Below are 18,979 nucleotides of genomic sequence, written 5' to 3'. Positions count from 1 at the left end.
ACACGGAGACGGTAATAAATTCAACGCACAGAATTCAAGCAAGGATATCTACGCTTGTATCGACGGTTTGGAAGACAAGATCGTCAAACAAGTGAGTAAACATCACGACAAAAAAGCGAATCACTGATCAATTTTGTCCGGTGGAATTCTCCACCGGATTTTCCAAACTTAAGCTAAAGAATCAATGTCCTTTTCCAGAAAACTCGAAGAAGCAAACCAATACCTTTCAAGTGGGGATTTCGATAAGGCAAAAAAAAATTTCGATTTTCTTCTCGGAGAAGACCCGGAAAATCCAGAGGTAATCGCCGGCTATTTCACCTCCTCTTACTGGGACAATCGTATAGATCGAATCCACAATACGAAAGAAGGAAGGGAAAGAAGCCATCTTCTCGTTCAATATTTTTCTGAGTTTCAAAACGCCTTCGAACTGAGAAAATTTACTGGGACCTCTTCTTTTAGCGCCGTTTCGGAATCGGTTTTAGCAGAAGCAGTCGATCAGCTGAAAATCTCAGTCCAAAGGGAAGGACTTCACTTTCAAGATCCATCTGCGCTTCTGGGTCTAATACGCGAACTCATTCGTTTTAGAGATTATCGAAACGCGCTCGAAATTTTAAATTATTCTTCTTCCGTAGAAAGGAATTCCCCCGAGTTTCTTTACTTGAAAGCAGAATCCTTTTTTCAAACCGGTGAGGAAAGAAGGGCCATCCTTCTCTTTCGAGAAGCTTTTTTAAAGGACCCTTCCGCGGCGCCTCTGGCAATTTTGAAATCGGAACCGATCTTTTTCTGGATCGAAAAACTAAAAAGTTCTTATCAAGAAGAGTCGGACCTAAAAGAAGTTCTTCCGGTTGTTTTGGCGGAGCAAGGAATTTTCGAGGAAACTAGGAATTATTCCGAAAAGGAAATTCTAGGATATTATCAAAATCTAATTCGTTTGAAAGATACTTTGAGTTCTAGAAAAGACCTCTATGACTTTAAGATTCGTTGTAGAATCCTACAACATGCTTGTCTACTTATAGACGTTTACAGGGGAATGCAATACGGCGAAATCTACCAAGAATCCAAGAAAATCTTGGACTCAGTAGACCCGGGCTTTTTTCAAAGAAGACAGGACGGAATTAAGAAATAAAAAGTTTCTATTCCATTTGCACATAACCCATATTTGGTTCATTCAATTTCCACTTTTTAGATGTTAGTGATTTTACTTTACCCTAAAACTTGAACGTAAAGCTAAGGATTATTTCCCTGGGTTTGTTCGAGAATTCGATCCAATTCTTCCACAATTCCCAAATCCCCTCTTTCAGAAAAATATTTCCGGAGAGAATCGATCGTTTTTCTGGCTTCTGCAGTGGAAGGAATTTGTCTAAGAAGAACTTTGTCCGATTCGGATCGGAATTTACCGGAAGAAGGAATGTCCTGAAAATCCCCCGTTGAAGATTGCTCAAATATGGTACCGGATCTTTCGGACAAATTGGGAACGTTAGAACTTTGAATTCGATTATAAATTACGAATACGATTGCAATTACCAAAACGGCTGAAAAGGAAAATTGTAAACTACGATTAGCGAGGATATTTTCCCAGATTCTCTCCCATCCTTTTTCGGGTTCGGGCCGAATTGCTTTGAGTTGATTTTTCAATCGGATCGAAAACTCCTCGCCTAAGTTAATACTACGTAATTCTTTGTCCCTGAGTTCGGACATCGTTTTCACGAGCGAATTTTCAATCTTAAGTAAATCTCCGTCTTCCTTTCGAAGAAAAAGCGGAATTTTGAATTTTGACTGTAAACTTTCCATCTTTCTTACCTAAAGTATCCTTCACCCTTGCCGTCTTGTAAAATCAAATGTTTCAGGAATTCTTTCGCCTTAAAGAGCCTGCTCTTTACAGTTCCCACGTTGGTTCCCAGAACTTCGGCGATCTGCGCGTAAGACATCTCTTCGAAGTATCTAAGTTCAATCACCTCTTTATAGAGATCTTCCAAGCCGTTGATTTTGCTAATTAGATAGTTGGACTCATCACTAAGTTCAATTTTTTTTTCAAATCCTACCCGATCATCCGTTACCTGGTATTCCTTATCATCCATAGAATTCTCTTTAGCTCGTTTTCGTTTCGCTAACATGTCCTTGGATTTATTGACTACGATCCGATAAAGCCAGGTATAAACTCCAGAATCCGCACGAAAGTTACGAATCGATCTATATCCGGAAATGAGTGCGTCTTGAACGATATCCTCCGCATCGTCTCCATCCTTCACCATCGAAACCGCTTTGCGATAGAGCCTCTCCCGAAACGGATTGACAAGCTGAATATAAGCCTCATCATCCCCTTCTTTGATCTTTCTGAGAAGACCAATTTCAATCTCTCTTAAGGTCGGTTTTTTAGGGATGATTTGTTTGTGCTCTATCTTTGTAGAAGATGAATCCATGATTCAAAGATCCCAAAGAAAGCGGATATGGCAATCCGGAAACTTAGGATAGACAGGACAGAATTAGGGATCTTGCAAAGAAAGATTGATCAAAACCAACGATTCCGTCAAAACCATAGGCTCACGAAATCTAAGTCCATAGGCAAATCTCGTCTTATGATCCATCACTTCCGGAGCAACCCACACGATATCACCCTCGAATTCAAGACGTTTTTCCGATTCCTTTTCAATTACGGAACCGTAAACTGGCTTTGTGACGTCCAAGTCCTCTCCGTTTAAGATAAGACAAATTCCAGTCTCGGAAATATTGACGAGCTCTGCATGAAGTGTAATTAGACCAAATTCGATTTGTATGATATAATCGGCATAAATACCCGGATAGTATCTGCGACTTCTCGGCTGTTCGTCTGGATTACCCAACATATCCGGATCAGAGTTGAAGCGAAACGAATGTTTGTCCAGAAAGATTTTGCCCCGATCCTTTTTGAATCGACTTTCCTTCAGGCATAGTTCGCATTAGTATAATTCCTATTAACCAAAATTCTTTCTATAATTAAAATTGAAAATAGATGAACGGCAATTCCAGATCCGGGGTCAAAAGAGCCAAAATCACTGCAATGATAGGATAAAACGAGAACTCGAACCATACGGGTGGATCCCATTCCCTCTTTTTTTCGAAGATAAAATAACCGAGCCACTGACCAGCAATCACACAAAGGATAACCGGAATTCCCGTCTTGAACATATAAGGACGCAAACCTCCTTCGGTATAAATGAACATCTTTTTCAGCATGATCCAACCTTTTGTAAAAGACTCGGCACGAAACCAAGTCCCTACGGCTACCGATACGAAACAGGTAAGAATGATTTGGATCGGCGCCAATATTTTATCCGGAAGTATCCGAAAATCCCGAAAATGTTTTTCCTTTAAACTTCCATAAAGAGCTTCCAAAAGTAAAATTGTCCCTTGACAACTTCCCCAGATGACGAACGTCCAAGCCGCCCCATGCCAAAAACCGGCCACAAACATCGTAAACCAAAGATTGAATCTATGACGAAAAGCCCCCGCTCTATTTCCTCCCAAGGAAATATACACATAATCCCTAAGCCAAGTGGAAAGAGTTATATGCCATCTTCTCCAGTGCTCCGTAACGCTTCTTGCAATAAAAGGCATTCGGAAATTCTCCGGTAGTTCGTAACCTAACAACAATGCGGATGCATAAGCCATATCCGTATAACCGCTGAAATCGCAGTAAATTTGTATGAGAAATAAAGTAGCTCCTAACCAAAGCGCAACTGTTCCGTAGCTTTCGGGATGACCGAAGATTTTTTCGATGATCGGGGCAGCATTATCCGAAAGCACAACCTTCTTGATATAACCCAAGATGAAATAACGGATCGCCTTTCTAAATCGAATTTCCGTTAAACTTTTAACCGTGTCCAATTGAGGTAAAAAGGTCTTGGCCGTCACGATCGGCCCCGCTACAAGTTGAGGAAAAAAAGAAACGAACAATGCAAATCGTAAAAAACTTTTTTCGGGAAGAATTTGCCTTCGATACACGTCGATCGTATAACTCAAAGATTGAAACGTATAAAAGGAAATTCCCACGGGAAGAATAACGTGTAAAATCGGAAGCGCGTTTTTTACTCCGAAATGTCCGAGAAATAAATTGATGGAGTCTGCAAAGAAATTATAATATTTGAAAAAACCCAATATAAAGACGAGATTTAGAACCAAACTGACTGTGATTAACGCGAATCTGGTCCTTTGATCCTGAGAAGAACCAATTCTCGCGGCGAGAACAAAATCGATCACGGTGGAAAGCAATATCAAACCGCCGAATCTCCAGTCCCAACTCATGTAAAAATAATAGCTTACGACGAGTAAAAAAAAATGAGTGAAAGATAGAGCTTTTGTATCGCTTCCGAAAAAGTATGGAATCAAATACCAATAAACCAGGAATACGAAGATAAAAAATACGAAAAATTCTAAAGTTGGAAAAAGCAAACCTTTCGCTCCCGATCTCCTTCTATCTTTTTTAAAACCTGGATCCGGTCAAGGAATTATGCTCTCAGGGTCTCGTTCACTCGAACTCGAATTTACTCTTTGAAAAAAGAAAAACCTTGCATAATTTTCCAGAAGCGATTCAATTTTCAAAAATTCGATCAAGGAGTTATCCTTCATGCAACAAAACAAATTTCGTAAGACAGTCGTAGCGATTCTTGCACCGATGATTTTTTTCATTTCCTTTGCAAACTGTTTCGGTAAGTTTGCAATCGTTAAAAAAGTGTACGAAGTAAACGACAGTTTTAATATTGGCAGCGGCTTATTGGCGAAGTTCATTAAGACTCTCGTAATGTATTTTCCTTTCAGCATTCTTTATGGGGTCGGATTTTTCTTCGATTTAATTCTCTTTAACCTAATCGAATTCTGGTCAGGAAGCAACCCGGTGGGCTATAACGAATACGACGAAAATGGAAAATACGTTAAGACCTACGAAGAGAACGGAGAAAAACTTTTACTGAGTTATTCCGATTTTGGGAAAAGATTGGATATCCAACTCGAAAAAGAAGGGAATTATCAAAACCTGATCGTCTTTCGCGCCGAACCCGGAAAATTTTTCGCACAAAAAAACGGCAAATTAGAAGAGGTCGTGATTTCCTCCGAAACGATTGGATCTAAAACGATCCTGAAAATGGCGGAACAAGGCAAACTGAAGTCCAGCAGAGTAGTCGATACAAAAACGTTAACCGACCTAGAAGCAAAACTAGTTTCCAAACCTCTTTAACGTATCTTAGTAATCGGGGAGTTCCCCGATTACTGAACCGCTCTCACTCGATCCGGAATTTTCAGCACTCCGTATTTGCCAATCTTTCTTTTAGAAAACCAACCCTGATTTACTTCCAAAGCATATAGGGCCTTTTCGCTTGAATGATACAATTCGGTCGTTTGATTGGGCTTCATATCGTGCACATCAGTGATTCTTTTATCCTGATTGAAATACGCTATGCTTAAAGGGATCCGGGTATTTTTCATCCAAAAACTCAAATATTCCGGTTTTGCGAAAACAAAAAGCATTCCTTCATTTTCACCTATAGATTTTCGATACATCAAGCCCCTGGCACGGTCCGCAGGTGTATTAGCGATTTCCACAAGAAGCGGATGTTCATCCACATAGATCGTAATTTTTTCGAGTTCCCTAGGATAAACGTTGTATGCAACGCCAAAAATAAAACCGAATATAAATAAAATTTTGAATTTGGGTGCAAGCATTGCTATTTTTCCTTTGAGCAGTGAGTTGCGACCCATATGGAAGTAACACATCAAGTTTCCCTTTTAATTTATATTTCCTGTATTTTTAGTAAATTTATTTTCGAATAAAACGAATGAATCGACCCATCTGTCTTAGATTGTTGTAGAAAAAAATCGCTTTGGGAAGCAGTTTTGAAACTTCCCTGCCATAAGAAATTAGATATTCGTTTTTTTTAATACCATAGTTACTATCGTTAACTGTTAATGGCCGATATTTTCGCAGCGTTAAAACTGAGGTGGTCTTTTTTCCAAAAACGCGGTCATCCCTTCTTTGGACTGCCCTCCATCAAAACATGCACCGAACGCTTTCTCTTCGATAGAAATCCCGTCTTTCAAAGTAACATCCAGCCCTTGTTGGATCGTTCTTTTGACTCTTTCGATCGCCTGAGGTCCTTTTTTCAGAATGGAATTTGCAATCGTTTTAGAAAAAGCTAATACATCTTCTCCTTCTTTTACCAGTTTATTGAGAATCCCGATTCTATATCCTTCCTCGGCAGCGATCATATCACCGGTAACCACGAGTTCGATCGCCCTTGCATAACCGATCAATCTTGCAAGTCTTTGTGTTCCTCCAAAACCAGGAATCAATCCTAAGGAAACCTCGGGCAATCCTAACTTCGCCTTTTCTGACCCGACCCGTATATCACAGGCAAGTGCAAGTTCCATCCCCCCACCGAGGGAAAAACCGTTGATCGCGGCGATCGAGACAATTCTGGATTGATGCAATTTTTGGAAGACCGCATTTCCTAGTTTGGAAAATTCCTCTCCCTCGGAAACGTTTAAGTCCTTCATTTCAGCAATATCGGCTCCAGCAACAAATGCCTTTCCTTCTCCGGTTACGATTAATACTCGGATATCTTTATCCTTTTCAAGAACATCTATTTCTTGACCGATTTGAGCCAACACCTCTCGATTGAGAGCATTCAATGCGGAAGGCCTTTGGATCGTAAGAATCGCGATCTGTCCTTCTTTAGTTACTTCGATTAATTTTCCACTCATTTCTTTTTTACTCCACTTCCACGATGAGAAAGAGGGTATCGTCCTCCAGAGCAACGTTTCCGAAAAAGTTTTCGACCGCCTTTTGCACGTTCGCCTTAAAGACGCCCAGATCTTTTTCAAATCGATTCTCATTCAATATTTCAAGTAGGCCTTCCGTTCCAAGAAATTTTCCTTCCCAATTCTTGTTTTCTATCAAACCATCCGTGTATAAAAAGAATCGATCCCGTTCTACAAGAGGAAGTTTGACCTGTTCTGCGATCGGCTTTTTGATCCCGAAACCGAGAATAGCGCCTTCTGTTTCGACCTCGTGAAATTCCTTTGTAAAAGATCCACGAATCAAATACGGATGTCCCGCGTTCGAAAACGTGACCTCTCTGGAAATAAAATCCAGAAACATGTAAATCGCAGATGCATGATAGGAATGAAATTGTTTATTTAGGGAATCGTCTATGTAATCCATCAGACGGGATGGATGCACTTTCAAAATGTAAGGCATCGTCGAAACCATAATCTTTACCATCGAGGCGACAAGTGCCGAAGCAATCCCATGTCCTGCTACATCGGTTAGAAAAATTCCAGTGTTTCCTTCCCGAAGTTGCACGAAATCGAAGAAATCCCCTCCGATATGATTGGGAGTAATCCGCATCACCTCGTATCGAATTCCCTTGATGCTAAGTTTTCCGGGAAACAAGTTTTCCTGAACCTGTTTTGCAACTGTGAGATCCTGTTGTATGTATTTGTATTCCAGATCGAGCTCGGATGAAATTGAAATCAATCTTTTCACGATGATCACTGAAGAAGTTCCGATCACAATACAAAGCCCATACACCACATCGGGCACGAAAAGGATTCTTGGAAAATCCTCAAGTCCGAGCTCCATTCTTTTGATCGAAACGAAAATAATATGAAGACAAATCGCGATCATTCCGGTCAAAAGACAGGAACTTTTTTTTAATCGGAACATCTGGAATATTACGATCAAAGATATTAGTAAAAAGTAATTATTATAGATTTGAAGGCTTTCCAAATCCCGAAATCCATAGAAGGATTCGTGAAACAGATTCATCATAAAAAATATGATGACGGTATTTGAAATATGAATTACCCAAGAGAGAAATTTTTCCTGAAAGGAAAGCACCAAACTCATCACGTTGACGAGAAAGATGATTCCTAAGTATAGAATTCCTCTTTCCGAATCCCGAACTTCCGAAATCGCAAAAGTAGAATACATCATAAAATGCAAAAGGAAAGCTAGTCGTATAAACGATTGGTCGATTTTTGTCTGATCCTTCCAGGATTCAGCTTCGCTATAATTGAATTCCCTTTCAAAAAAAGTGAAAGGATTTAAGAAACCGGATTTGAGTTTACTGAATTGTTTTATCCAGGTCATAGTGAGTGATTTCCGATCCGGAAAGATAAACTTTTAGATTCCAACCAGATTCCAAATACCGATCCAATTTTTCCGAAATTTCCAGCGCTTCTTTTTCATCGTTCACTCTGATAAAAAAGGAAGCCGACCTGGATTTGTAGTTATAGGGATATCGTTCGTTTAATAAAAGAGCGACTCTGATATGATCGGCTCTAGTTTCTATTATGATATGGGAGACGTGTTTTCGGTTGATAATTCTTTCGTGAATGGAAAGGTCCCAGGGGTTCGTTTCCGCGGATTCAAGCGAGCCGAAAAGAAAAAGCACGGATAAAAGGAAATAAAACATCTTCGTTTCTGAATCTTTCGATCCCGGGAAATTTGTCGTCCACATTTACAAGACTCCGGAATAGCGCAAATCATTCCGATTGCCTATCTCTTTTTTTCAATCCCAAAACCTCCCAGGATTCGGATTTACTTATTTTCGGCACATTGAAAAAATCCGTACTATGCCTTTACAGCGTTCCCCTAAGCCCGATCTTATTTTATCGAAAATGACAAGAGGCACATCCCAATTTTGGAATAAGTTCTTATTCTTTTTCAGCGACAATTTGAAAAAATATCTCAGAATGTTTGGAATATCACTCATCTCTTTGGGTCTTTTTTTCTGCAAACCTTCCCAAATCCCAATCGGAAATAACCCGTATCATCAACTCTTTACCAATCATCCAATCACTCGAGCGGAGCGTTATTCCCTATCTAAAGGTTGGGAATACAGAATCTCCGGTCTAGACTCAGACGAGCGAAACTTTATCCAGGAAATGAATCAAATCGACGGCTTGCCTGATCCTCCACAAATGGAAACCGATTTGGAATTTTGGAAAAACCGGATACGTGTCGTTAGAAAATCCCTTCCTAATTCCGTAAACACCTTGCTCGATCATACTCTTTTCCGAGTGATTCTTTGCAGAAATTTGGGAAGTACCGGTCTCAGTTCTTTCGTTTACGATGGCTCGACTCCCTTAGGCGGCGTAATTTTTTTAGACACAGATCTGTTAACTCAAACCGCCAACGAATGGATTACGAAAAAAGAAAATTCTCCATTTTTTCCCGGTAATGTTCAAATCAAAGTGAGAATCGAATCGGATGCCAATAATCGAATCCCAGAGGCGATCGAATACATTTTGTTACACGAAGTAGGTCATATCGTCAGCGTTCAGAAAGGAATCGTTCCCGATTTTCGGGAGAAATATAGAAACTTTAATGCATTCGAATTTTCAAAAGGGATTTGGGAGGTAGAAAACGTTTCGTCTTGGGATTCGTCATTTCCACTCCGAAAGGAAATAAAATTCTATTCTTCCAAACCGATCGACCTCGAAAACAACTGGAAAAAGATTTACCCCGTTTTAGAAAACACTCCCTTCCCTACTCTTTACTCCGCGACAAACGGAGACGACTTTTTTGCAGACTCTTTCGTTTCCTACATTCATACGGAATTGCAAAAGAAGATCTGGACTTTGGAAATTCTTCAAGATGGAAAAAAAATCTACGAGATGAAAAACGGAATCCAAAAACCCAGATGTAAAAAACAAAAGGAATTTTTGGATCGTCTTTTTTAGGATACGTTCAACCTCAAAGCCATTTGTATTCCAAACGAAGCGAATCGTTCCTAAAACCTCACTTCCATTTTGCCAAGATTTGATAGAATTGTACAAAAATCAAAATTTCATACGACGTCCTTCGTTAGTCGCCTCTCAAAGGTTCTATAAATAGGAATTTTTTCGTTTTCTCCTGGGCTATTTTGTCATTCAACCCAGTTTGAACTTGGGAATTATAAAATACAAATATCTCTATATAATTTATAAAGATCTAAAAACCGAATCGTTCATTTTTCACGGAAATGCCAAAATTTGAGTAGGTTTTCATTTCCGATTATAAAACTTGCTATTTCTATTGTATGAAATTTTCAAAAATGCGTTTTTGTTCTAATTCAAAATCGATTCTGTTCGATTGAATTTCATCGAAAGAAAAAGTTTTTCCTAGTTGATTCTTCTCTTTGCTTTCTATTTTTGTTATTTTTTCTGGGATCAACGTCAGGCAAAGTTAGACAATTTGGAAGTTTAAAATTCAAAAATTGGGAAATAAAAAAGTAACAAAGCGTGAAATACATGAAATCTAAATTTTACTTTCTATTTTTGTTCCATCTATTTTTTTTCTTTGAATTTTCTTTGAACGCTGCCGATATTGTCCGCTTAAAAAACGGTTCGATACATAGAGGCAAAGTGCTTTTGGAGGACGAAGAGAAAATTTTTCTTGCGGAGCATGACGACTATATCCGTTATATCAACAAAGAAAACGTTCTCAGTGTCACATACGAAAAACCGCAGGACAAAAACAAAAACACTTTCTTCTCTTCCGACAAGGATAAAATCCCTAAATCAGAATCCACCCGTGCAAATCCATACGCGGGAATCGCGACTCCGATCGAAAGAGAACCTCCCCACGCGAATTCTCAAGGAAACGAAACGACTATAGACATTACCCACGAGATCGTATCGGACTTTATCTGGAGGGGACTCAGTTTTTCGGGAGAGATGGCCAATCGTCGTAGGAACGACAGTTACGCTTCCACTACTTTTGTCCCTTCCTATCAACCTACGATCAATATCAATACCCCATTAAAGGGATTTATGATTCAATTTTGGGGCAATTTTCAGCTAACGGAAAGAAACGACCGAAACAATGACGGACGATTACAATTGTTTCCGGGAGGCCCGGGGCCCTCTTATCCGGGACAAGGAAATCCGTTTATGGCTCCGAATCCGGATCTTCTCAATCAAAGTTGTGTGTATGATACTCAAAATAACTTATTAAAAGAGAACTACACAACCGGACCAACTTGCGGCGGAATCGTCCCAAAACCCTACAAAGAACAAAACGGAATGAAACGAGCAGACGGTTTGTTTTACGCGTTCTATTATACTTTCGAAAAAAACAGTTGGGGAAAGTTTACAGTCGGAACTTGGTTCTACAATACGTTTCACAAAAACCCCGCATATGTTTCAACTCCATTAGGAGGTTATAATTCTCTTGCAGCTCAAGGAGTATCGAGCTCAAACAATACCTCGAATCAAGTGACAAGACTCGCTTGGCAGGAATACTATATCTTTTGGCAGCTTCCGGAATTTTCATTTCTTCCATTTATCTCTTATCTGACTCCGACAATTTCCTTTTACACTCAGATCAGTGCGGAGAACGCGAGTTTGGCGGCGGGAAAAAATTACCTTTCTCTTTATTTAAGTCACGAGTATTTCAAAGAGGATTTTTTTAGAATCACCCCGGCTGTCAATATCGGGTACGAAATGTCCAATAATATCGTGGATAACAGATACGGAATCCAGGACATTACGAGTAGTTTAACCTTCTATTTCGGAAAATTTTTCATCAAAGGGAATCACGTATATAGACCTAATCTGTATATGTATGATACAGACAATTACTATGGAGCAACCGGAGGATACGTTAACCGAAATACAAAAGACGGTTTGATCGTCGATCCCTCGAAAGTAAACGGCCCTTTGAATCAGTTTTTATTGGACCAGATAGCGAACAGTCCTTTGATTCCGGATGCGGGAGACGGTTCCCTGAGACAAATGATCCGAGAATCCTATTTATTACAGAAAATACCCGCGCATTTATTTTGGTTCAGCATCGGATTTTCGCATAGCTTTTAAAATGCAAAAGAAAAGGGGAAACTTATGAGCATAAGGTTTCGAATATCGTTATATCTATCCCTAATACTCATGGCGGGAAGCCTTACAATTACCGCTATGAGTACTATTACGGCTTACTTTAAACTTTCTCAGGATATCAAAGATTCCTCTACCTTGGTTGCGTTTCGATACGCTTTTGAAATTCAGGACTTTTTCGATAAAGCCTTAGGCGGTTTAAGAGGACTCGAATTTCAACTTTCGCATGCAAAACCGACAAGAGAAGAGACTATCGAAACCTTGAAGGATCTCGCTCAAACGGATCCGAACTACTTCGGAGCTTGGTCCGTTTTTGAACCCGGAAAATTCGATTCCAAGGATTCTCAATACGTAAACAAACAAGGTTACGATGCTACCGGAAGATTCGTTCCTTACGTAAATAAGTCGATGGGGCCTGAGAAATCTCTCGTTTTGGAAGCGGTTATTTACTACGAAAATCAAGATGCGAGCGGATACTTTTATAATATTCCAAAAAAAACAGGATTGGATTTTATCGCGGATCCTTTCGCTTATCCGGTATCCGGCAAAGAAGTCCTAATGATCTCCGTCGTCAAACCGGTACGCAGAAACGGAGAAATTGCCGGAGTTGTAGGCATGGATATTACAATGAAAAACATGCAAAAGATGTTAGCTCCGATCCGTCCTTATCAGGGAGAAGGATACCTGAGTCTGATTTCTCCGGGCGGTTTTTACGCCGCAAACGGACTACAACCGGAGCTCGTTGGAAAAGAGATTCAAGATCCTGAATGGAAAAAACAAATTTTGGAAGGAAGCGAGAAAAAAGAAATCCAGATTTATGAAAAAGATCAATCCATTCATTTTCTCTACTCTTTTTATATCGGAAATTACAATAAGAAATGGATCTTAGAAGTCTGCGTTCCCAACAACATCTTTTGGAAGAATTTGTCGAGAATCATCCTGGAAACGATCGCCGCTTCCTTGGTCACAATGATCGTCATCGTAATTCTATTGAATCTAATATTTCAAAAATTGATCACGAATGGGATTAATTCCGCAATCTCTTTCTCCGAACAAATTTCCTCCGGCAACCTGATCGTAGATAACAAATACGAACGTAACGACGAGATCGGAAAACTTCTCCTCTCTCTTAACCAAATGAAGAACAACATCAAAAAGATCATTCTTGAAATCAAAGGTTCTTCTGAATCCTTGAATTCCACTTCCGATAAAATGGCGGAATCATCGAAAAATTTTTATGACGTCGCACAAATACAAGCTTCCGCGTCCGAAGAATCCTCCGCGGCAATCGAAGAATTGGCCTCTTCGGCCGAAAATGTGGGTAAATCGATGGAAAAAGCTATTTTCCACATGAAAGATATTGACGGAAACGTAATTCTTTTAAAAGAACAAATCACAAAAATCAATGAAGAGATGAAATCTCTCTCCTCTCTAGCGAGTGAATCGCAACAACAGGCTATCACTGGCGAAAGTTCCATGAATCAATCCACAAAGGCGATGGACGAAATCGGGGACAGCGCTTCTCGGATCAACGAAATCCTTTCCATTATCACCGACATTTCTGAAAAGACCAACTTACTTGCGTTAAACGCCGCTATTGAAGCCGCGCGAGCGGGAGAGGCTGGAAAAGGATTTGCAGTTGTCGCGGAAGAAATTTCCAAACTCGCATCTCAAACTTCCAACAGCGTTCAAGAGATCGGACAACTCGTGGAATCCACGAATCGTGCAGTAACCAACGGAACCGGCAAAGTAAAGGAAGCATCCGATATCCTCGCCAAACTCAGGAGTTCCGTGGATATGTTCGGGGTTTCCGCAAAGAACGTTTTGGATTCCGTAAACACTCAGGAAAAAAATACAGAGAAAATCCATCACAGCGCAAGCTCACTCATGAGTTTCAGTCTTCAAATCGAAGAAGCCGTCCGAGAGCAAAGACATGCTTCGGAGGAAATCGCAAAGACAATCCTCAGCATTTCCGAAGGAACCCAAGAGATTGCAAATGGCGCGGATGACCTAACCGGATTTTCCAAAAACATGCATACTCAATCGGAAGGATTGCTACGTTTTATCAATCAGTTTAAAATATAAAAAAGATATGCTTACGTTAGTTCCACCGTTTAAACGATCCAAAGAAACCTCTGCTTGAGTTTTGGAAATGAAATTAAACAGACAAGGTAGAATCGGATTTTTACGGGATAGTTATATTTCCAACGGAACCTTTACATGAACAAAGATAGTCTTCTCGTAATCTTAACTTGCTAATGCGGTCGTAATGGTGGAAACCAATTCCCTTTCGTCCCAAGGTTTTTTGAGATAAGAACGAAGATTGATCTCTCTTTTGAGCGCTTCTATGGAAGAATCGTCCGCGTGCCCCGTAACGATCACTTTTTGAATATCTGGATATTTATTGTGAACCTGTCTTAAAAACTCGTCTCCCTTGACGTTAGGCATCAACCAATCGGAAATGATAATCAGAATTCTGACGTCTTCGTGAACTAATTCTTCGATAATCTGCCATGCTTCTCCAGCATCGAGAGCCGTTTCATATCTGTAACCGTCTCCAAAGTGACGTTTCACCTGAGACTTCATGCTCATTAGGATCAGAGCTTCATCATCTACAAAAAGAATCGCTTTATCCAATCGCAGTACTCACCCTCACTTATTTTATTCGACTCATTGAATTATCAAAAAACGCAGGGTATTAGATTATTTGAAAAAAAAATAATGACAATCGAATTTTAGAAAACGATTAAAGTGGCACAGGGAAAATCTCCGGAGCCGGTTCCATAATATAATATCCCTGACAATATTCCACACCTAAGGAACGAACTGTGTCAAATTCCTCTTTTCCTGTTACAAATTCTGCAATAACTTTTGCACCAATTCTATGAGCCATTTCAGTCATCGCGGAAGTGAGTAGATAAGGAGTTTTACTCAAATGAATTCCCTGTATGAATTTACCGTCAATCTTGATGAAATCAGGATCGATCTCCATCAACCTTTCAAAGTTGGATTGATCTACCCCGAAGTCGTCTATCGCAATTTTACAGCCACATTCTTTCAGTTCTTTTAAGGTTTCAAGGCCTCTTTCGCCTCCACGCAAACGATCGGTTTCTAAAATTTCAAGCGTTAGGCGATTCGGGGCAACTTCATAGTGTTGGAGACGACTAATAACCCAAAAAGCAAAACCTTTCTTTTCCAAATCCGATTCAGAGATATTTACCGAAAAAGAATATTCCGGATATTGCGCAAAATATCGGATCGATTTTTCAATCATAATCGGAGTCAGAAGACGAATGATCCCGGTCGATCTGGCGATCGATATAAAACTCGCGGGCGAGTAAACCCTATCCCCATCCTGAATTCTCGCAAGACATTCAAATTTCGTAATCTTCTCGGACGTATTATTATAAATTCCTTGAAAATAAGGAATCACGTTACCCACACTGATCGCGTAGTTCAATTTTCTTCCCAAGATAAGATTGATCTGGTATTGATCTCCCGCTTCCATCGTGTTGGAATAGTTCATCAGTTCGAGCTCACTGTTCTGAGCCGCGTGCATCATCGCAATTCTAGCCTTATAGTAAAGAGAAGATTGATGAGTCGCTACTCCGATCGAAACGTTCACACGAAAAGAAACTCCCTCGGCCTCAATGTATTCCGACCTAAGAAGGATCCGAAACGCGACCAAAAGAGAATGAAATTTACTTTCTTCAATTTCGGAAAGAACGGCGACCTCGTCCTGATAAAGATAAAACAGATTACCGGATTCTCCCATAAACGAGGAAAGAGAAGCGAGAAACTGATTCAGTACTTTATGATACACTCCCACTCCGAAATGTTGAGTCGTGGAGGTTGAGGATTCGATCCGAATCACGGCAAGGGTGGACAGCGTTCCTTGAGATTCTCTTTCATCTAAGATTTTTCTCAGGCTTTCGAAATTCGGACGGCCAGTTTCCCGATCGTACAGTAGAGTTGTTTCCAACTTTCGATTGAGTTCCCAAAGGTAAAGATCCGAAAAGTAGGATTTTAAGGCCTCTCGGATCGTAAGAATCAAATCGTTAGAATCCCAAGGTTTCGGCAAATATCTGTATAAATTAGCATGATTTAGTGCGTTTCCGATCGCATCCGCTGAAGCCTGGCCAGTCAGCATAATTTTTCGAATATTCGGTTTTTTATTGTGAATCCGAATGAGCAACTCGTCTCCATTCATGCCTGGCATCACTTGATCACAAACCACGACAGGAATATCGATTCCCCTTTCGATACATTCCTCTAAAATGCTCCAGGCGGATTCGGCATCTTCGGCGATTTCAATGTCGAAATCGCTATCGAATTCAAGTTTGAGTTGCTCTTTTAATCCCTTTAAGATGCTGGGTTCGTCATCCACCAAAAGTATGACGGGTCTTTGTTGTGTATTTTCTTCCTGGGAATTTTTGTTTTCGTCCATTCAAATGATCCTAAAACAGTAATTCGTTTAACAGATTCTCCACAAACCCGCGTTAGTTTTCGAGAATCAAACTTCCATCGATAGCCGAATTTACAATTCTACCCTTTCATTATAGGACGCCAATTATCTTTTATATCTCCGATCAAATCCGGAATCTTGTAAATTTTGAAAACGAAAAAAAATTAGTTTACCCAACAACCCCAGTGTCTATTGGAAATTAGTTGGACTACGACAACACAAACGCTTGCAGAGAAAACGCCCTTTGACCCACTTGCCGGATTTTGGAGTGAATCAATCTCAGGAAATTGGAGGGATAAAAACTCGGGCTTCTATTTCTAAATTAAAAAGACATAGGAACTTAACCGATTCCTCTTAGCGATCATACGTAGTGTCCTTGCAATCTCGTTTTGATGATGTGACGGCAAAGTCTTGTTGAATCGGCATTGTCAGCAATTTTGTACCAAGACATAGAAACCGGATCCTGTAATAGATTTAGCGGTTCTTTTTAGGCCGTTGAAGGTTCTACCCTGCCCCGATCTTCCAACGTTTTCTCCTTTTACCCCACACAAACAATTTAAAGACAAGGCCTCGTAAAAGAATTATCCCCCAAAAAAACACGGAGGTCCCCCCATTTTTCCGGAAACGAAAACCCAGCACTCTTAAGTTTTAGTCAAAACCAACACCTAAAACCGCTCCAAACCCAACCTTAATAATTTGTCCCGCAAACGGTTTCAGATTTTTTAGAAAATTGTGATTGCATTATATTATGAAAATCACAAGATTCGTCTTTGTTACAAAACCGAACATAGATCCGCGTGACTACACTTCCGATGAAGTCAGCTAATCTTTGTTAGAAATTGAATTTGTAACGGTTTTGTTAGTCTTTAAAAAACGATGTTAGAAAGAATCAAACGATCTAAAACGAGTCCGGCGTCCGGGAATAAAAATTTCCCCTATCGTCTTCCGTTTTTAGTCTTTTTTCTTTTGCATGGAATTACTGCTTTTACGGTATTATCCGTTTTAGTCGACTCGGTTTCTAATAAAACATTAGATCCTATTTTAGGATGGTCTTTTGAGTCGGAAAGTGAATTAGAACCTAATTTGCTTGAGTTACAAAAAGAAATAAACACGACTAAAAAACCAAAGATAAAATCGAAAGAATTAAAAACGGAAGAATTTGATTCAGAAACTTTTTCAGAAACGGTAAATCCAGTTTCTACAAATCAACCGGAAGCCATTGCAAACACAGAGCTTTTACCGGATCCGGATTTGACCTACAACTTAGAAACAACCGGTGCTGCGTGGGAAGCAGAAATGGAGCTTTCCATAAAAGAAAATAAAATCCATAATTCGAAGAACGACGATTTTTCCAAACACAAAAAGACTACACATTTCGATCGAACGGAAGAAGAACATTTTCCGGATTTTCAGTCAGGATCGAAAGAGAACCCAAAGAAAAACACAATCGATGAAATTTCAAATTCTGATTTTTTAATAAAAGATCAAAAAATAAAAACCTTTTTGGTTTCCACCGATTTTCCCAATCAAGAATTCGATCACATTCAAAAAATTGAAACCTCGAAACCGGAGCCTCCCGACGAAGTTCAAAAGATCAAAACCTCAAAGCCAGACCGTCGGGACAAATTGACTCAACTGTATATTTTAGAAGTAGAACGTTATTTGTCTCGTAACTCTCAAAAGAAAAACGGGGCACCTTTGTCCAAAGAATATTCCGAAGTTGTGATTGATGCTTTGGAACAAGTTCATTGGAAAGACGACTTGAAGTTTGATTCTTTGGAACAAGTTCATCGGAAAGACGACTTGAAGTTTGATTCTTTGGAACAAGTTCATCGGAAAGACGACTTGAAGTTTGATTCTTTGGAACAAGTTCATCGGAAAGACGACTTGAAGTTTGATTCTTTGGAACAAGTTCAATCAAAAACGATTCCAACAATCCGACAAGATGTCGCGGTCTTAGAGACAGGTTTTGAGGAAGAAACCGCCAATCCACAAAAAGCAATCGAATCCGTTTCAGATTTGAGGTTTAAAGAAAAAGTTAACAATCGTTTTAGTGAAACTGTAACAAACCAAAAAGGAGTTTTGAATTTAGAATTCAATTCTGATTCCTCCAAAAACACGGAACATAGGTTTGGAAAAGTCGAAGATATGCTTGATTCCGCAAGTTGGGAATGGAAAGCCGACACCTTTGAGATTCGTATTTTAGAGAATGTTAATATAGAGAAATGGGCTTGGGAATATATCCGAGAAAAGTCGGAAGAAATCAAAACCGGACGATTGCAAAACAATTTACCCTCTTCTCTTTCTGAGAACGTAGAAAGAACTCCGTTGTATCCTCCGAGACGGGATCAATCCAATCTAAAAAATCAAAAAGTCACTTCGATCAATTCGGGTGATACCCGGAAACATTCCGATTTTCTAATTCTATTAAGTCATCTTTTGGAAGTCCCGAACCTCAATCGGAAACTAATGCGCTATTATTCCATCCGTATGAACGGACCGCCCCCAACAGTTCACAAACAGGTGTAAAAACATGAGACAAAACAGAGATTCAAAAAACAGATCCATCACCGACCTAAAACCGCGTTCAGAAGACGGAAGACAAACGAACTTCGTTTCGCTCGTTCCAGACAGAGGACAGAAAGAAACGGGGGAGATATTACATCA

General features: G+C 39.8%; 17 protein-coding genes (1 of these 17 cut by a window edge). 7 read left to right on the top strand and 10 right to left on the bottom strand.

All coding sequences use genetic code 11. The features are described from left to right. Positions 1 to 127, top strand: partial view of a ribosome hibernation-promoting factor, HPF/YfiA family gene (hpf, locus tag LEP1GSC190_RS05370; RefSeq protein ID WP_002556490.1) — the 3' end only. 161 nt of this gene lie to the left of the window's left edge; the window shows 127 of its 288 coding nt (coding positions 162-288); its start codon lies beyond the left edge, outside the window; it ends in the stop codon at positions 125 to 127. Positions 128 to 184: 57 nt separating this feature from the next. After that, a complete protein-coding gene (locus tag LEP1GSC190_RS05365) occupies positions 185 to 1,126 on the top strand; it encodes a tetratricopeptide repeat protein (RefSeq protein WP_004279243.1) in 942 nt (313 codons plus the stop codon). Positions 1,127 to 1,227: 101 nt separating this feature from the next. Here the strand turns inward: LEP1GSC190_RS05365 and LEP1GSC190_RS05360 are convergent, their stop codons facing one another. From LEP1GSC190_RS05360 to LEP1GSC190_RS05345, 4 genes are all read right to left on the bottom strand, one after another. Continuing rightward, positions 1,228 to 1,791: an LIMLP_12425 family protein gene (locus tag LEP1GSC190_RS05360; protein ID WP_002762633.1), complete on the bottom strand. Its 564-nt coding sequence runs from the start codon at positions 1,789 to 1,791 to the stop codon at positions 1,228 to 1,230. A gap of 5 nt (positions 1,792 to 1,796) precedes the next feature. Next, a complete protein-coding gene (locus tag LEP1GSC190_RS05355; RefSeq protein ID WP_002762593.1) occupies positions 1,797 to 2,420 on the bottom strand; it encodes an RNA polymerase sigma factor in 624 nt (207 codons plus the stop codon). Positions 2,421 to 2,483: 63 nt separating this feature from the next. After that, positions 2,484 to 2,843, bottom strand: a complete 360-nt coding sequence (locus tag LEP1GSC190_RS05350) for a PilZ domain-containing protein (protein WP_036035954.1) — start codon at positions 2,841 to 2,843, stop codon at positions 2,484 to 2,486. Between the two features lie 130 nt (positions 2,844 to 2,973). Continuing rightward, positions 2,974 to 4,428, bottom strand: coding sequence for an MBOAT family O-acyltransferase (locus LEP1GSC190_RS05345; RefSeq protein WP_002762636.1), 1,455 nt, complete (start codon positions 4,426 to 4,428; stop codon positions 2,974 to 2,976). A gap of 175 nt (positions 4,429 to 4,603) precedes the next feature. Here LEP1GSC190_RS05345 and LEP1GSC190_RS05340 point away from each other — a divergent pair, with 175 nt between their 5' ends. After that, entirely contained in the window at positions 4,604 to 5,209 is a 606-nt protein-coding gene (locus LEP1GSC190_RS05340; RefSeq protein WP_002745346.1) for a DUF3332 domain-containing protein, read from the top strand. Positions 5,210 to 5,238: 29 nt separating this feature from the next. Here LEP1GSC190_RS05340 and LEP1GSC190_RS05335 read toward each other — a convergent pair whose 3' ends face one another. The 4 genes from LEP1GSC190_RS05335 to LEP1GSC190_RS05320 all read right to left on the bottom strand — a co-directional run bounded on the left by LEP1GSC190_RS05335 (position 5,239) and on the right by LEP1GSC190_RS05320 (position 8,426). Beyond that, positions 5,239 to 5,694 (bottom strand): DUF192 domain-containing protein, encoded by a 456-nt coding sequence (locus LEP1GSC190_RS05335; RefSeq protein WP_002762640.1) that lies wholly within the window; start codon positions 5,692 to 5,694, stop codon positions 5,239 to 5,241. 264 nt (positions 5,695 to 5,958) lie between these two features. Then, positions 5,959 to 6,732 carry an enoyl-CoA hydratase-related protein gene (locus tag LEP1GSC190_RS05330; RefSeq protein WP_002762682.1) on the bottom strand — a complete coding sequence of 258 codons (774 nt, stop codon included), beginning with the start codon at positions 6,730 to 6,732 and terminating at the stop codon, positions 5,959 to 5,961. Between the two features lie 7 nt (positions 6,733 to 6,739). After that, the gene (locus LEP1GSC190_RS05325; protein WP_002762616.1) at positions 6,740 to 8,122 is read right to left on the bottom strand and encodes a PP2C family protein-serine/threonine phosphatase; all 1,383 of its coding nucleotides are present in this window, start codon (positions 8,120 to 8,122) and stop codon (positions 6,740 to 6,742) included. Then, a complete protein-coding gene (locus LEP1GSC190_RS05320; RefSeq protein ID WP_237578343.1) occupies positions 8,097 to 8,426 on the bottom strand; it encodes a hypothetical protein in 330 nt (109 codons plus the stop codon). The genes LEP1GSC190_RS05325 and LEP1GSC190_RS05320 overlap by 26 nt, the downstream gene beginning before the upstream one ends. 181 nt (positions 8,427 to 8,607) lie before the next feature. Here LEP1GSC190_RS05320 and LEP1GSC190_RS05315 point away from each other — a divergent pair, with 181 nt between their 5' ends. The 3 genes from LEP1GSC190_RS05315 (at position 8,608) to LEP1GSC190_RS05305 (ending at position 13,932) form a co-directional block, all read left to right on the top strand. Further along, positions 8,608 to 9,717 carry a hypothetical protein gene (locus LEP1GSC190_RS05315; RefSeq protein WP_002762629.1) on the top strand — a complete coding sequence of 370 codons (1,110 nt, stop codon included), beginning with the start codon at positions 8,608 to 8,610 and terminating at the stop codon, positions 9,715 to 9,717. A gap of 549 nt (positions 9,718 to 10,266) precedes the next feature. Then, on the top strand, positions 10,267 to 11,832 hold the full coding sequence (locus LEP1GSC190_RS05310; protein WP_004279264.1) for an LA_0442/LA_0875 N-terminal domain-containing protein: 1,566 nt from the start codon (positions 10,267 to 10,269) through the stop codon (positions 11,830 to 11,832). Positions 11,833 to 11,856: 24 nt separating this feature from the next. After that, positions 11,857 to 13,932, top strand: coding sequence for a methyl-accepting chemotaxis protein (locus tag LEP1GSC190_RS05305; protein ID WP_086004800.1), 2,076 nt, complete (start codon positions 11,857 to 11,859; stop codon positions 13,930 to 13,932). Positions 13,933 to 14,094: 162 nt separating this feature from the next. On the opposite strand, the gene LEP1GSC190_RS05300 is transcribed toward LEP1GSC190_RS05305, so the two are convergent. Together LEP1GSC190_RS05300 and LEP1GSC190_RS05295 are read right to left on the bottom strand one after the other, a co-directional pair. Further along, entirely contained in the window at positions 14,095 to 14,484 is a 390-nt protein-coding gene (locus LEP1GSC190_RS05300) for a response regulator (RefSeq protein ID WP_002762646.1), read from the bottom strand. A gap of 109 nt (positions 14,485 to 14,593) precedes the next feature. Next, positions 14,594 to 16,294, bottom strand: coding sequence for an EAL domain-containing protein (locus tag LEP1GSC190_RS05295; protein WP_002762627.1), 1,701 nt, complete (start codon positions 16,292 to 16,294; stop codon positions 14,594 to 14,596). An 894-nt stretch (positions 16,295 to 17,188) separates the two neighbouring features. Here LEP1GSC190_RS05295 and LEP1GSC190_RS05290 point away from each other — a divergent pair. Further along, complete coding sequence (locus tag LEP1GSC190_RS05290) at positions 17,189 to 18,841, top strand: hypothetical protein (protein WP_117344677.1); 1,653 nt, start codon at positions 17,189 to 17,191, stop codon at positions 18,839 to 18,841. The last annotated feature ends 138 nt before the right edge of the window (positions 18,842 to 18,979 follow it).

The organism is Leptospira mayottensis 200901116 (genome assembly GCF_000306675.2).
GTDB classification, from domain to species: domain Bacteria; phylum Spirochaetota; class Leptospiria; order Leptospirales; family Leptospiraceae; genus Leptospira; species Leptospira mayottensis.
Note: the sequence above shows the minus strand (reverse complement) of the source record. Positions and strands in the feature narration are given on the sequence as shown.